Raw genomic sequence first — 11,721 nt, 5'->3', positions numbered from 1 at the left:
AGTGGGTCGGACGCCAGGCCCGGGCAAAAAAATAGCGCTGCCGCGGGCGCTGCCGGGGGAACGCTGGTCCAGGTCGATTGCCCGGTAATCATCGGCGATTGGCGCGGATTTGTCGAAGGGATCGTGAGCCTTGCCGGGGATGGGTCGGCCCGGCATCATGCCGGGCAACCCCCTGCAGAGACGGACCCATGACAGCAGCTGCGCCCGCGACAAACGACATCCTGGTCATCGGTGGCGGCCTCAGCGGCGCACTGCTGGCGTTGCAGCTGATGCGCCTGCCGGGCGCGCGGCGGGTGCGGGTGGTCGAGCGGCGCGCCGAACTGGGCCGCGGCGAGGCCTACAGCGCCACAGAGCTGGGCCATACCCTGAACGGCAACGCCGCGCGCATGAGCGTCGACCCGGACAACGCCGACGACCTGAGCCAGTGGCTGACGACCCACATTGCCGAGGGCGGCTGGCCGCAGTCCAGGCAGCAACATGTGCCGATTGCCGAGTTGTTCCCGCCGCGCGGGCTGTTTGGCGTCTATGTCCAGCAGCGCCTGCGCGAAGCCTGCGCGGCGGGCGCAGGCCTCGGCCGCAGCGTCGAGCACGTACAGGGCGAAGCGGTGGACCTGGAGGTGCAGGCGGGCGGGGTGCGTCTGACCCTGGCCGACGGTCAGGTGTTGGCCGGCCGGGCCGCAGTGCTGGCCACCGGCATGTTTCCGGCGGCGCGCACGCCGCAGCGCCAGTCCAGCGGCCTGAATGCCCGCGCCCTCGACCCTTGGGACGTCGCAGCGATGCGCCAGCTCCCCGAGCAGGCGCGGGTGCTGATCATCGGCGCCGGGCTGACCATGGTCGACGCCGTCGAGTCGCTGCAACAAGCCGGCCACCGCGGCCCCATCCAGGTCTTCTCGCGCCATGGCCTGCTGCCCCATGTGCGCCGCCAGCCACCGGCCTGGGAGGACTTTCTGGCGGCCGACCACAGCCTGCGCACGCCGCGCCAGCTGCTCCACGAGCTGCGCCGGCAATGCCGGCTGGCAGCAGCGGCGGGCATCGACTGGCAAGCTCCACTGGACACGGTGCGGGCACACATCGGCCGCCTGTGGAGCCAGGCCAGCGATGTCCAGCGCCGGCAGTTCGTGCGTCACGTGCGGCCCTGGTGGGAAAGCCATCACCACCGCTCGCCGCCCCAGGGTGGAGCGCTGCTGGCCCGCCTGCTGGACAGCGGTCGGCTGAGCATCGAGGCGGCATCGTTCAAGGGCCTGGACGCCGGCGATCAAGGGCCGGTGCGGATCCGCCTGCGCCGGCGTGGCTGCCTTGAGGTCGAGACAGTGGCCGGGGATGCGCTAATCAACTCCAGTGGCATCGAGTACGACTGGCGCCGGGTCGACCTTCCCCTCCCGCGCCAGCTGCTGGCCCGCGGCCTGGTGCAGCCGGGGCCGCTGGCGCTGGGCATCGCTGCAACCGCCGCCGGGGCGGTGCTGGGCGCCGATGGCCGCGCCAGCGAGCGGCTGTTCGCCATGGGGCCGCCGCTGCGCGGGCTGTGGTGGGAAAGCACGGCGGTCACCGACGTCGCCGCCCAGGCCAAGGCGCTGGCCATGACCCTGGTGCAACAGCACCACTCGTCAGCGGCGTCGCACTCCAGGCCCGGCCCGGCCTCAGAATGACAGGGCCCGCAATCGCCGGGCCATGGATCAGAGGTTGCCATGACGTCTATTGCCAATGCCAGCACCCCCAATGACCCGGGTTTCGACGAGGATTCGCCCGACGTGGCCGATCCCGATGTCGACCCGACCCATCCGGCCGAGGTGCCTGAAGGTGATCCGGATGTGAAGCCGGACAGTGGGGTTGATGATCCGGAGTATCCGCCCTTCACCAAATGAGACGACGCTTGTGGAAGGGGCCTGCCCCTTCCACAGCCAGCTGAATTTTCTGTCATTTAAATAAGTTGTTATAACATAACACTCGCTGTTAGCATGCGTGGCCGCTCATCACTGCCCAGGCCACCATGACTGCTCGCCGCTCCCTCGCTCACTCCATGCTCGCCCGCTCGGCGGCTTATCGCATTCTCCTGGCGCTCGGCGCTCTGGCCCTGCTGTGGCTGGCCGTAGAGTGGGCGGTGGCGATTCCATGAGCGCCGCCATCGAGTTGTCCAATCTGACCGTCAGCTACGAACGCCGCGCGGCCGTGCACCATATCAGCGGCCAGTTCGCCGCCGGCAGCCTGACCGCCATCGTTGGGCCCAACGGCGCCGGCAAGTCGACCTTGATCAAGGCCCTGGTCGGCGTCATGAAGCCGGCCCAGGGCAAGGTCGATCTGGGCCGGCTCAGTGCGCGCACCATCGGCTACCTGCCCCAGGCGGCGGAGATCGATCGCAGTTTTCCGCTGAGCGTGGGCGATACCGTGGCCATGGGCGCCTGGGGCCAGATCGGCGCGCTGCTGGGGCTCAGCCGCGCCCAGGCCGAGCGCAGCGTGCAGGCATTGGCGGCGGTGGGCCTGGAAGGCTTCGAAGCGCGCAGCATTGGCTCGCTGTCGTCAGGGCAGCTGCAGCGCGTGTTGTTCGCTCGGCTGCTGATGCAGGACGCCAAGGTGATCGTGCTCGACGAGCCATTCACCGCCATCGACGCACGCACCACCGAAGACCTGCTGGCGCTGGTCAGTGGCTGGCACCGCCAGGGCCGTACGGTGATCGCCGTGCTGCATGACCTCGATCAGGTGCGCAGGCACTTTCCCCAGACTCTGTTGATGGCCCGCAGCGCCGTCGCCTGGGGCGACACCCTGAGCGTGCTGACCGCCGACAACCTGCGCCGGGCGCGCAACATGGCCGAGGCCTGGAGCCCCGACAGCCTGCCGTGCGTGGCCGGGGAGGCGGGCCTGTGATCCTATACACCTCGTTGATCCAGCCCTTCGTCGAGTTCGGCTTCATGCGCCGGGCGCTGGTGGCCTGCCTGGCCCTGGGCCTGGGCTCGGGCCCGGTGGGCGTCTTGCTGATGCTGCGGCGCATGAGCCTGGTCGGTGACGCCATGAGCCACGCCGTGCTGCCCGGGGCTGCGGTAGGCTTTCTGTTCGGTGGCTTGTCATTGCCGGCGATGGGCTTTGGCGGCCTGGTCGCGGGCCTGGCGGTGGCCCTGCTGGCCGGCCTGGTCAGCCGCCTGACGACGCTACGCGAGGACGCCAGCTTCGCCAGCTTCTATCTGACTTCGCTGGCGGCGGGGGTGATGATCGTGTCGCTGCACGGCTCCAACGTCGACCTGCTGCACGTGCTGTTCGGCACCATCCTGGCCATCGACGCCGACGCCATTCACCTGGTGGCCGCCATCGCCTCGTTCACCCTGGTGCTGCTGGCCCTGATCTACCGCCCATTGGTGATGGAGTGCTTCGACCCCGGTTTCCTGCGCGCCGTAGGCGGGCGTGGCTCGCTGTACCACGTGCTGTTCCTGCTGCTGGTGGTGCTCAACCTGGTGTCGGGCTTCCAGGCGCTGGGCACCCTGATGGCCGTGGGCATGATGATGCTGCCGGCCACCGCCGCGCGCTTCTGGGCGACTTCGCTCGGCGCGCTGATGTTGATTTCGACGCTGATCGCCACTTTGTCCGGCTTTATCGGCCTGATCGTCTCCTATCACCTGGGCGTGGCCTCGGGGCCGGCCATTGTCTTGTCGGCCAGCGCCTTCTACGCCTTCTCGGTGCTGTTCGGGCGCACGGGCATCCTGCGCCGGCTGTTTCCACAACCCCACCTGTCGGACCAAGGACCTGTATGAAAAAGCTCTCGTTGCTGCCCGCCCTCGCGGCGTTTGCCCTGACGTTCAACGCGCTGGCCGAGGCCGAGCCGCTGCACGCCGTGGCCTCGTTCACGGTGATCGCCGACATGGTCCATGTGGTCGGCGGCGAACACGTGCAGGTCACCTCGCTGATCGGCCCCAACGGCGACCCCCACGTCTACGAGCCGACGCCGGCCGACGCCCAGGCGCTGCACAATGCCGACATCGCCTTCGTCAGCGGCCTGCACCTGGAAGGCTGGATGGACCGCCTGATCAAGGCGTCCGGCTATGCCGGCACGCCGGTGGTGTTGTCGCAGGGCATCAAGACCCGCGGCATGCAGGAAGACGGTGAAAAAATCGTCGACCCGCACGCCTGGAACAGCGCCGCCAATGGCGTGATCTACGTGCGCAACATCATCGCTGCGCTGGACCAGGCCGACCCGACCCACGCCGCCGACTACGAGCGCAACGGCAAAGCCTACATCCAGCAGTTGCAGGGCCTTGACGCCTATGCCCGGGCCCAGGTGCAGGCAGTGCCGGCTGCGCAGCGCAAGGTGCTGACTTCCCATGATGCCTTCGGCTACTTCGGCGACGCCTATGGGGTGAACTTCATCTCGCCGCTGGGCTTTTCGACCGAGAACGAGGCGTCGGCGGCCGACGTGTCGAAGTTGATCCGTCAGATCAAGCAGGAGCGGGTCAGCGCGTACTTTTTCGAAAACTCCGGCGACCCGCGCCTGGTCAAGCAGATCGCTGCGGCCAGTGGCGCGCAGCCGGGTGGCGAATTGTACGTGGAAGCGCTGAGCCCGGCGGACGGCCCGGCAGCGACCTACGCGCAGATGTTCCGCTACAACGTCGACCAGTTGGTGACGGCCATGAAACACCCGCTCCCGGCGGCCCAATAGTCGACCCAGGTTGGGGCGACCAGGCAGGCCGGGGCATGAAACATCCGTCCCCGCGCTTGCCGGCCTTTTGCCGCCGGACGTAGGATGGTCCATTCTTCTGCCTTGCCAAGAAAGGGACATTCCGATGGTCAGTAAAACTTGCGCCGCCGCTGCGACCACGTTCGTCTACGTGTCCAGCACCGCCGACGGCTTGATCAGCCACTACCGGCTCGACGAGCAGACCGGCGCCTTGACCCTGATCGATACGGTGGTCGCCGGCGAGCAGTCTTCACCCATGGCGGTCAGCCCCGACCGCAGTTCCCTTTACGTCGCCCTGCGCGGCCAGGCGCCGCGCTCGGTGCGCTTTGCCATCGAACCCGGCACCGGGACGCTGCGCCATGTCGGCGAAACGCCGCTGCCGGGCAGCATGGCCTACCTGTCCACCGACCGCAGCGGCCAGTTCCTCTTTGGCGCTTCCTATGGCGATGACCTGGTCAGCGTGCAAGCAATCAATCCCGACCACAGTGTCGAAGCCGAGCCGACCTGCGTGCTCAAGACCGGCATGCATGCCCACTCGGTGCGCACTGACAACAGCAACCGCTTCGTCTACATCGGCGAGTTGGGCACCGATCACGTGCTGCAATATCGCCTGCATGACAGCGGCGACCTGAGTGCCATCGACGGCGGCAAGATCGCCGCGACCGCCTCCAGCGGGCCACGTCACCTGGCGTTCTCGCCCAACGGCCGCTTCCTCTATGTGCTGGGCGAAACCGACGGCGCGGTCACCGCCTACCTGATCGATCCCGACACCGGGGCCCTGAGCCAGTCGGCCCGCGAAGTGGGGATTCCCGAGACGTCGAAACTGGCCCAGGGGATCGTCCGCGACGCGCGCAACAACGACGGCAAGGACGACCCGACGCCGCGTATCTGGGCGGCCGACATCAAGCTCAGCCCGGACGGGACCTTGCTCTACTTCAGCGAGCGCACCAGCAGCTCGGTATCGGCCTTCGCCGTCGACCCGGACAGCGGCGAACTGACCTGGCTGGGCTACTACCCGGTGCAGGAGAAGCAGCCGCGCAATATCGCCTTTTCGGCCAACGGTCGCTGGCTGCTGGTCAGTGGCGAGAAGAGCGAGAAGTTCGCCAGCTATGACATCGACCCGGAGGACGGTAGCCTGACCCGCACCGGCGAGGCGCCGGCGGGGCGTAATCAGGTGTGGATCGAAGTGGTGCGGTTGTAAGCGCTAAGGACCTTGCCGGGCAACCGTCAAGCTGCTGTTGCCTGGCGATCAGCGACCCTGCCAATGCCCAGGCACCCAGAGCCACTCGCCGCGCTGTTCCCCCCAGCGATAGTGACCGGCGACCCAATGATAGTTCGGGGCTGGCATCACCGGCACCACTTCGACCGGTGGCGGCGGCGGTGGCCGGCGATGATGCACGGGCTCGACGATGCAGCCGCTCAATGAAGCCGCCAGCAGGGCGGCCACCACGATAGTCTTGACTGTTCCTGACACTGCCATTTCCTTCTTCAGGTGATGTGTTGTGCTTCAATTCGGTGCCCGGGCACCTTTGCCCAGGTGCATGGCGTCGGCCAGCTTGATGCGCTCATCCGGTTCCAGGGTGCTGGCGAATTCGGCCAGGGTGCTGTCGACCCGGGCGCGCAGTTCAACATCGGCCTGGCGCGCCTGGCCCAATTCCTTGTCCAGCGCCTCACGGTCCAGCGTGCTGGCCTGCAACTGCTGCACCACGCCTTGCCGCGCCTGGCGGCCGGCAGCGATCAGCGGCTGGTTTTGCGCACGGGCCTGGCGCAGCAGGTGACGCAACTCATGCCGGCGTTGCTCGGGCAATTGCGCCAGGGCCTGGCGCAGGCCATGGGGATGCGCCGCGGCGAGCTGCACCTGGCTGTGCTTGCGCCATTGGTAGGCGCCGCCGGCGAGCGCGCAGACCAGGAACACGTTGCACATCAGCGATACGCCGAGCAGGGCTTTGAAATGCCTGGTGGGCTGGTTCATTGCTCGCTCTCCTCGGTGTCACCGGCGTAGACGCTCTCCAGGTCGCTGTGATCGAACACGCTGGGCAAGGCTTCGTTTTCCATGCCGGGCGCCTGGCCGATCGGCATGTTCAGCGCTACCACCAGCATGCCGGTGGCCAACCCGGCCAGGCCGGCGCCGACGAAACTGACCCGCGACAACCAGGCGCCATAGCGGCTCCAGAACGACTGGCTGCGGGCCGCCAGCGCACCGGCGGCGATGCTGCGCACCAGGGCAGGCGAGGGCGCCGGCACCTGGTAGGCGTCCAGCCGCCGATCCAGCCAACCGGCCTGGGACAGACACGCCTGCAATTGCGGGTCGCCAGTCGCCAGCAGCGCCTGGGCGGCACTGCGCTCGGCGCTGGGCCAGCGCTGCAGGTTGGCGCCATAGGCGTCGGACAATTGCGCGAATCGTTCTGGCGTCATGATCTTTCCCTCCCTTGAACCGCCGGGCCGTGGGCTTCGGCCAGCAGAGTGCGCAAGTTGCGCCGGGCCCGCGACAGCAGGCTTTCCAGAGCATCGACGCTGATGTTCATCAACGCCGCCGCCTCGATGTTCGACAGCTCCTGGTAGTACTGCAACACGATTGCTTCGCGCTGGCGGTCCGGCAGGGCCGCCAGAGCGATCTCCATTTGCCGACTCATGTCGGCTGCCTGCAATTGTTCATCCGGGGCTGGTCGGTGGTCGACCAGCTCCATGCTTTCCTCGCTGTCCAACGGCGCCAGCGGTTTGCGCCCGCGCAGCCGGTCGTAGCAGAGGTTGAGCACCACCCGGTGCAGCCAGGTGTCGAAACGTGCGTGGCCGGCACGCCAATCGGCGGCGTGCTTCCAGACTTTCAAGAAACTTTCCTGGGCCACATCCCTGGCCTCGTCCGCGTCACCCAGCAGGCGACTGGCGAGGGCCAGCAGACGCGGCAGCTTGCGTGAAACCATTTCATTCACGGCCGCCGCTTCGTTGTGGCCGACACGGGCCAACAACTCGACGTCCGGATCAGTGTCTTTCAATATGGCATTTCCAGGGACGGTGGCGGGACTTCAGCCGGGCGCTGGCCGGGGAGGGGTGCCTCTATAGAGGTCACTCCCCGACCAAGGTTTCAGCGTACCCAGCGGCCATCCACCCAGAACCAGTTCGGCCCGCGGGCGACCCAGTGGCCGGGCTGCCAGTGACCGTGGCCGCGCATGGGTTCCCAGTGCCCGGGGACCCAGCCATAGCCACCGCCTTCCCAGCGCCAGTGGCCCGGATCCCAGGCGAAGCCAGGACGGCCACCGGGGACCATCTCGGCGCGCATCGGCGGCGGCGGTGGCTGGTTGAAACCCTGGGCCTGGGCAATGGACGGAAGACTCGCCAACGAAGCGAGCGCGAACGGCAGGATCAGCGCGTAGCGAAATTTGGCCAGACGGCGTGCGAATGACATGACGACTCCTCATGCGGCGGTCGGTAGTGACCGTAGCTGATAAGTTGAACGGAGCCGTGTGCAGGAATCCGTCGCGCTGTGCTGAAAAAAAAGCAAAAAAAAGCCCGCAATCTGCGGGCTGAAGAAACATTGAAGGAGCTGGGGCAAGAATAGGGGCGGTGCGGTGAACGATTCGTGAAAAGGATGTAGTGGTTCCATTTTCATCCGATGGCGGACGCTTGGGCATTGCCTCCTCCTTCAATCGCTGTCCCGATAATCAGCGAAGCGGCAAGAGGAGGGAAAACTGGCCATACGCTGCTACAGTAAGCATTCCTTTTCAGAGACTTCATTATGCGCATCCAGATTGCTGCCGTGGCCGCCACAATGTTGGCGGCATGCACCACCGTTCACCATGAAGCGGGTGACGCGCTGACCCAGACCACCAGCAAGAGCGCCGAGGCCTATGCCGAATGCCTGGCACCGAAGTGGCAGGCCTTCGTACCCACCGCGACGTCGACGGCCACCGCCAGCGGCTGGCGCGTGGAAGCCGCCGCGCAGTTCACCGGCGAGCGCGCGGTGGCCACCATCGACAGCCAGGGCAGCGGAGCCAAGGTCACCGTGTTCCTGCCGCCGGAATGGGCCGGCACCACGGCTTGGACCAAGATGGCGCAATCGTGCCTGTAGGGCGCCGCTAGTACAGCCTGTGGTCGGGCGCGCAGTGGCTTGGAGTCAGCCCTTCAGGCCATGCAGTTCAGCGTATTCGGCCCAGCTCATGTGCGCCATCTCGGCCACCTCGCGGTGCACCTCCAGGCGCTGGGCTTCGAATTCTTCGGCGCTGGCGCAGGTCAGCTGCAAGGTCAGCTCCCAGGCGAACAACCCCTGCTGTTGGGCGAACTCTTCGAAAGCTTCGTGCAGCCGCTCTGCGCGGTACTGCGCCATGCTCAACCCGGCGGCCTGGGCCTGCAAGGGGTTGAGGTGTTCGAGGGATTCAGCCAGTGGCGGGCGCTCGCGCAGGAAGCGGTCGAGCGCGGCTTGGTGGCGCGGTTCAGGCGTACTCATCGAGGGTTCTCATGGCAAGGATGAAGACCAGATGGGGGCGTGGGGGAGGTGCTTCAAGAAGGGATGCAAATGCATGGTGCGAGGTGCGGGAATCGAACCCGCACAGCCTAAGGCCGTCAGATTTTAAGTCTGATGCGTCTACCAGTTTCGCCAACCTCGCATGCAGCGCGCATGATACTGATTACTTTGAATAATGTCATTCGCTAATGCGCCGGGCGGGCGTGGGCTGGACGCGGCCGGGCCGTGGCAAAACGGCGATAGCATCGTAGTGCACGTTTTTGTTAAGGTGATGTCACACGACCCCCTGCCCTGATCGCGATCTGGCCAACCCGCCAACGCCGCGAGGAGATGTTCTGTGAAGTCGAGCGAGACCGCCGCTTTTCTGGCTGCCAGTGAAAACTGCGCCAGAGAGCCTATTCACATCCCCGGCAGCATTCAGCCCCATGGCCTGCTGCTGGTGCTGGATGTGAGTGCATCGCAGATCCTGCAGGCCAGCGAAAACGCCGAGGCCTGGCTTGGGGTCGGCGCGCAGGCGCTGCTGGGCCAGGCCCTGGGTGACCTCATCGAAGACGGCGGGCCGCTGGTCGAACGCCTGCTGGGCATGCCTGAAGACGACCAGAACCCCTACCATGTCGCCGATGTACGCTTCCTCAACGGCGCCGGTCGGCGGGCGGCAATGCTTGCGCACCGCAATGACGGTGTATTGATCGTCGAGTTCGAGGCGGTCAGCGAGCGTATGTCGCCCTATGCGCAGCTCTACCCGGTGGTGCGCACCTTCATCAACCAGCTGCAAGCGGCGCAGAGCGTCGACGAGCTGTGCCTGCTGGCTGTCGAGGAAATCAAGCGTTTGAGCGGCTTCGGCCGGGTCAAGTCATACCGTTTCGACGCCCAGGGGAATGGCCGGGTCAACGCCGAGCTGGCCGACCCGGGCTACCCGCGTTACCTGGGCCTGTGCTTTCCGGCCGACGACATCCCCCAGCAGGCGCGGTCGCTGTACTGCGCCAACCGCGTGCGCCTGATCGCCGATGCCTACTATGAGCCAGTGCCACTGCTGCCGGCCACCCATGACGTCACCGGTGCGCCCCTGGACCTCAGCTTCGCCGCCTTGCGCAGCGTCTCGCCGGTGCACCTGCAGTACATGCGCAACATGGGGACGCTGGCCTCCATGTCGGTCTCGATCGTGGTCGCTGGCCGCCTCTGGGGCCTGATCTCCTGCCATCACAACGAACCGCGCCAGCTGGATGTGCACGCCCGAACAGCCTGCGAGCTGGTCGGCAACGTGCTGTCGCTGCAGATCGAAACCCGCGAAACCCATGACAATCATCAGCATCTGCTAAGGCTGCGGCACAAGATCGTCCAGCTGCTGTCCTCCATGGCCGATCGCGACAGTGTCAATGAAGGCCTCAAGGCCCTGCCCGATGTGTTCATCGGATTCGCCCAGGCCAACGGCGCCGCCGTGGTCACCGGCCCGCACTGCGAGCTGATGGGTGACACGCCGCCACAATCATTGGTCGACGCCCTGGCGCAGTGGCTGGCCGACCGTAACGTGCACGATGTTTTCCAAAGCGACAACGTCGGACGCGACATCCCTGAGCTGCCCGAGCTGACCCAGCACATTGGCGGTGTGATGGCGGTGGCGATTTCCGAACTGCATTCGCACTACCTGTTCTGGTTCAAGCCCGAACAGGCGCGCACCGTGGACTGGGCCGGTCGCCCGGAGAAAACCCTGGCTGACAGCGGTTCGCTCAACCCACGCGCCAGCTTCGAGCGCTGGGCCGAGACCGTGCGCGGTTTTTCCAGCCCATGGCATGAGCTGGAAGCCGAGGGCGCGCGGGAACTGCGCGTGGCGGTGCTGGGCATCGTGCTGCGCAAGGCCGAGGAGCTGGCGCAACTGTCCAACGAACTGAAGAAGTCCAACAAGGAGCTCGAGGCGTTCTCCTACAGTGTCTCCCATGACCTGCGCGCGCCGTTGCGGCACATCGCCGGGTATGCCGAGCTGCTGGCGGACTTCGAGAGCGAGCGACTGTCCGAGCGCGGCCTGCGTTTTCTCGAGCACATTGGCGATTCGGCGAAATTCGCCGGTTCCCTGGTCGACAACCTGCTGAGTTTCTCCCAGATGGGCCGCTCGGCGCTGCGCTTCTCCGACGTCGACATGAGCGCCCTGGTCGAATCGATCCGCCGCGAGATGCTTCCGGACTATGAAGGTCGCGACATCACATGGGAGCTCAAACCGCTGCCGACGGTGATCGCCGATGCTGCTTTCGTGCACCTCGCGCTGCGCAACCTGATGTCCAACGCCATCAAGTACACCCGCAACCAGCCCCATGCCGTGATCGAAGTCGGCGCCGTGGAAGATCCCGATGCGGTGGTGGTGTATGTTCGCGACAACGGTGTGGGCTTCGACATGCAGTACGCGAGCAAGCTGTTCGGCGTGTTCCAGCGGCTGCACCGGATGGAAGAATTCGAGGGCACGGGCATTGGCCTGGCCAGCGTTCGCCGTATAATCGAGCGTCATGATGGCAAGGTCTGGGCCCATGGCGAGTTGGGCAAGGGCGCGACGTTCTACTTTGCCCTGCCACGTCGCAACCATTCAGGCACTGCCGGTAGCACCGCAGGTTTTTGA

At 66.2% G+C, this 11,721-nt stretch carries 15 protein-coding genes and 1 tRNA gene; 9 read left to right on the top strand and 7 right to left on the bottom strand.

Annotated elements, in window-relative coordinates; translation table 11 throughout:
* Window positions 1-188 precede the first annotated feature (188 nt).
* From SFA35_RS17315 to SFA35_RS17285, 7 genes are all read left to right on the top strand, one after another.
* Window positions 189-1,646, top strand: coding sequence for an FAD/NAD(P)-binding protein (locus tag SFA35_RS17315; protein ID WP_320571765.1), 1,458 nt, complete (start codon window positions 189-191; stop codon window positions 1,644-1,646).
* Window positions 1,647-1,685: 39 nt separating this feature from the next.
* Window positions 1,686-1,862, top strand: coding sequence for a hypothetical protein (locus SFA35_RS17310; RefSeq protein ID WP_320571764.1), 177 nt, complete (start codon window positions 1,686-1,688; stop codon window positions 1,860-1,862).
* A gap of 125 nt (window positions 1,863-1,987) precedes the next feature.
* Window positions 1,988-2,113 carry a hypothetical protein gene (locus SFA35_RS17305; RefSeq protein WP_320571763.1) on the top strand — a complete coding sequence of 42 codons (126 nt, stop codon included), beginning with the start codon at window positions 1,988-1,990 and terminating at the stop codon, window positions 2,111-2,113.
* Window positions 2,110-2,859: an ABC transporter ATP-binding protein gene (locus SFA35_RS17300; protein ID WP_320571762.1), complete on the top strand. Its 750-nt coding sequence runs from the start codon at window positions 2,110-2,112 to the stop codon at window positions 2,857-2,859. Before SFA35_RS17305 ends, SFA35_RS17300 begins: the two co-directional genes overlap by 4 nt.
* Window positions 2,856-3,737: a metal ABC transporter permease gene (locus tag SFA35_RS17295; protein ID WP_320571761.1), complete on the top strand. Its 882-nt coding sequence runs from the start codon at window positions 2,856-2,858 to the stop codon at window positions 3,735-3,737. Before SFA35_RS17300 ends, SFA35_RS17295 begins: the two co-directional genes overlap by 4 nt.
* The gene (locus SFA35_RS17290) at window positions 3,734-4,639 is read left to right on the top strand and encodes a metal ABC transporter substrate-binding protein (protein ID WP_320571760.1); all 906 of its coding nucleotides are present in this window, start codon (window positions 3,734-3,736) and stop codon (window positions 4,637-4,639) included. The genes SFA35_RS17295 and SFA35_RS17290 overlap by 4 nt, the downstream gene beginning before the upstream one ends.
* Window positions 4,640-4,763: 124 nt before the next feature.
* Entirely contained in the window at window positions 4,764-5,858 is a 1,095-nt protein-coding gene (locus tag SFA35_RS17285) for a lactonase family protein (protein ID WP_320571759.1), read from the top strand.
* A gap of 48 nt (window positions 5,859-5,906) precedes the next feature.
* On the opposite strand, the gene SFA35_RS17280 is transcribed toward SFA35_RS17285, so the two are convergent.
* The 5 genes from SFA35_RS17280 to SFA35_RS17260 all read right to left on the bottom strand — a co-directional run bounded on the left by SFA35_RS17280 (window position 5,907) and on the right by SFA35_RS17260 (window position 8,060).
* Window positions 5,907-6,137 (bottom strand): hypothetical protein, encoded by a 231-nt coding sequence (locus tag SFA35_RS17280; protein WP_414058417.1) that lies wholly within the window; start codon window positions 6,135-6,137, stop codon window positions 5,907-5,909.
* 27 nt (window positions 6,138-6,164) lie between these two features.
* Complete coding sequence (locus tag SFA35_RS17275) at window positions 6,165-6,629, bottom strand: periplasmic heavy metal sensor (protein WP_320571757.1); 465 nt, start codon at window positions 6,627-6,629, stop codon at window positions 6,165-6,167.
* Window positions 6,626-7,072, bottom strand: coding sequence for a hypothetical protein (locus SFA35_RS17270; protein ID WP_320571756.1), 447 nt, complete (start codon window positions 7,070-7,072; stop codon window positions 6,626-6,628). Before SFA35_RS17270 ends, SFA35_RS17275 begins: the two co-directional genes overlap by 4 nt.
* Window positions 7,069-7,650, bottom strand: a complete 582-nt coding sequence (locus tag SFA35_RS17265; protein WP_320571755.1) for an RNA polymerase sigma factor — start codon at window positions 7,648-7,650, stop codon at window positions 7,069-7,071. The genes SFA35_RS17270 and SFA35_RS17265 overlap by 4 nt, the downstream gene beginning before the upstream one ends.
* Window positions 7,651-7,739: 89 nt before the next feature.
* Complete coding sequence (locus tag SFA35_RS17260) at window positions 7,740-8,060, bottom strand: YXWGXW repeat-containing protein (protein WP_320571754.1); 321 nt, start codon at window positions 8,058-8,060, stop codon at window positions 7,740-7,742.
* 330 nt (window positions 8,061-8,390) lie between these two features.
* Between SFA35_RS17260 and SFA35_RS17255 the strand changes: the two genes are divergently transcribed.
* Window positions 8,391-8,723 carry a hypothetical protein gene (locus SFA35_RS17255; RefSeq protein WP_320571753.1) on the top strand — a complete coding sequence of 111 codons (333 nt, stop codon included), beginning with the start codon at window positions 8,391-8,393 and terminating at the stop codon, window positions 8,721-8,723.
* Between the two features lie 45 nt (window positions 8,724-8,768).
* On the opposite strand, the gene SFA35_RS17250 is transcribed toward SFA35_RS17255, so the two are convergent.
* Together SFA35_RS17250 and SFA35_RS17245 are read right to left on the bottom strand one after the other, a co-directional pair.
* The gene (locus tag SFA35_RS17250; RefSeq protein ID WP_320571752.1) at window positions 8,769-9,098 is read right to left on the bottom strand and encodes a DUF6388 family protein; all 330 of its coding nucleotides are present in this window, start codon (window positions 9,096-9,098) and stop codon (window positions 8,769-8,771) included.
* Window positions 9,099-9,172: 74 nt separating this feature from the next.
* Window positions 9,173-9,258 (bottom strand) — tRNA-Leu (locus SFA35_RS17245).
* A gap of 195 nt (window positions 9,259-9,453) precedes the next feature.
* Here SFA35_RS17245 and SFA35_RS17240 point away from each other — a divergent pair.
* A complete protein-coding gene (locus tag SFA35_RS17240; protein WP_320571751.1) occupies window positions 9,454-11,721 on the top strand; it encodes an ATP-binding protein in 2,268 nt (755 codons plus the stop codon).

The organism is Pseudomonas sp. HR96 (assembly GCF_034059295.1).
GTDB lineage: Bacteria > Pseudomonadota > Gammaproteobacteria > Pseudomonadales > Pseudomonadaceae > Aquipseudomonas.
The sequence above is the reverse complement of the archived record's forward strand: the minus strand, read 5'-3'. Positions and strand labels throughout refer to the sequence as shown.

Bases quoted from the DNA above. Each gene is read 5' to 3' on its own strand.
- SFA35_RS17315 (WP_320571765.1), top strand. From the start codon at position 189: ATGACAGCAGCTGCGCCCGCGACAAACGACATCCTGGTCATCGGTGGC.
- SFA35_RS17310 (WP_320571764.1), top strand. From the start codon at position 1,686: ATGACGTCTATTGCCAATGCCAGCACCCCCAATGACCCGGGTTTCGAC.
- SFA35_RS17305 (WP_320571763.1), top strand. From the start codon at position 1,988: ATGACTGCTCGCCGCTCCCTCGCTCACTCCATGCTCGCCCGCTCGGCG.
- SFA35_RS17300 (WP_320571762.1), top strand. From the start codon at position 2,110: ATGAGCGCCGCCATCGAGTTGTCCAATCTGACCGTCAGCTACGAACGC.
- SFA35_RS17290 (WP_320571760.1), top strand. From the start codon at position 3,734: ATGAAAAAGCTCTCGTTGCTGCCCGCCCTCGCGGCGTTTGCCCTGACG.
- SFA35_RS17285 (WP_320571759.1), top strand. From the start codon at position 4,764: ATGGTCAGTAAAACTTGCGCCGCCGCTGCGACCACGTTCGTCTACGTG.
- SFA35_RS17280 (WP_414058417.1), bottom strand. From the start codon at position 6,137: ATGGCAGTGTCAGGAACAGTCAAGACTATCGTGGTGGCCGCCCTGCTG.
- SFA35_RS17275 (WP_320571757.1), bottom strand. From the start codon at position 6,629: ATGAACCAGCCCACCAGGCATTTCAAAGCCCTGCTCGGCGTATCGCTG.
- SFA35_RS17270 (WP_320571756.1), bottom strand. From the start codon at position 7,072: ATGACGCCAGAACGATTCGCGCAATTGTCCGACGCCTATGGCGCCAAC.
- SFA35_RS17260 (WP_320571754.1), bottom strand. From the start codon at position 8,060: ATGTCATTCGCACGCCGTCTGGCCAAATTTCGCTACGCGCTGATCCTG.
- SFA35_RS17255 (WP_320571753.1), top strand. From the start codon at position 8,391: ATGCGCATCCAGATTGCTGCCGTGGCCGCCACAATGTTGGCGGCATGC.
- SFA35_RS17250 (WP_320571752.1), bottom strand. From the start codon at position 9,098: ATGAGTACGCCTGAACCGCGCCACCAAGCCGCGCTCGACCGCTTCCTG.